Origin of the sequence: Acidisphaera rubrifaciens HS-AP3, from assembly GCF_000964365.1 — a bacterium.
Lineage (GTDB): Bacteria > Pseudomonadota > Alphaproteobacteria > Acetobacterales > Acetobacteraceae > Acidisphaera > Acidisphaera rubrifaciens.
Map to the genome: position 1 here is coordinate 1 of NZ_BANB01000910.1, position 1115 is coordinate 1115.

Genomic DNA, 1115 nt, shown 5'->3' on the forward strand with positions numbered 1-1115 from the left:
TCTTCGACGAGCCGACGCGCGGCGTCGATGTCGGCACGATCCCGGAAATCCACGCGCAGATCCGCGCCCTCGCGGACGAGGGGAAGGCCGTGGTGGTCATCTCGTCCTACCTGCCGGAGGTGCTTGCGATTTCCGACCGCATCCTCGTCGCGCGCCTCGGCCGCATCGTCGCCGAGTTCGACGCCGCCGACGCCGACGAGGACAGGATCATGTACGCGGCAATCCACTAGAGGCCGCGACGCGGGCAGGGCACGCGCGCTGACCGGCGGCGGCGCAGGAAGCGATGATATAGCCTGCTTTGGCCTACTTGGAGAGCCAGCTTTGGATCACTGGTGAGGCCTGTCCCAAGAGCGGCGTGAACGCAAAAGCCTACCGATTACATGGTTAGTCCAGCCGCTCCGTGAGCCTATAAATAACCGAGACGCGATCATCAAGCAGGAAGGAACTTACGTCGGGCCAGCCCGTCGCTCGTCCTTGATAGGGACAGCCTGATCTGGACGGCCACAACGACGGCGCCGCACTTCGGTGGAAGCTGCCCGCATGCTCGGATTGCAGGATTCTCCCGCTGCGCTGAACGAGCGTTTGAGCTCGTCATTTATTCTCCCGAGAAGACGCGTGCGCCGGAGCCTCAGAAGGCACACTGACAGGCCGATGACGGCTGGTGCCGGCATCGATGAGCGCTTGCCGGACATTTGCGAGACCGCCTGGACGAAATGTGATGTGTGTGATGTTGGATCGTCGGCGGTGGCTGTCGCCGAAGAACTTTTCGGGAGGGCTACTTTCTTCTCGTTGCGTCCGATCCATGGACCAGACCGTGTGAGACAACATATCTCCCACCATGAGCGGGGCGCATTCTTCCTTGCCGGCGAAAGTCAGCGTTGCCAGGGTATGACTGCTTACCTTGGCAGCGTCCTTTTTGATCTCGTTGAAGATCCGCTCGGCATCGCCCGCGTGCTTGTGGCCCGACTCCAACACCACGTGGAGTCGGACGTGCTCCCATCGCTTGTCATGTCCTAGCCGCCGCTGCGCCTCGAGCAGGCAATGCGAAACGCAATTTCTGAAACAGAGTCCGTATGCAGTGTCTAGGGCTCGGACTCATAACCAGTAGCTGACAG

The 1115-nt window shown here is 61.3% G+C and carries 1 protein-coding gene and 1 pseudogene; one reads left to right on the forward strand and one right to left on the reverse strand.

Translation table 11 applies throughout. The annotated features are described in order from the left end of the window. Positions 1-230, forward strand: a pseudogene (locus tag B8460_RS18965) (ABC transporter ATP-binding protein); the annotation flags it as partial. Positions 231-591: 361 nt separating this feature from the next. Here B8460_RS18965 and B8460_RS21300 read toward each other — a convergent pair. Further along, complete coding sequence (locus tag B8460_RS21300; protein WP_148360712.1) at positions 592-978, reverse strand: hypothetical protein; 387 nt, start codon at positions 976-978, stop codon at positions 592-594. Positions 979-1115 lie beyond the last annotated feature (137 nt).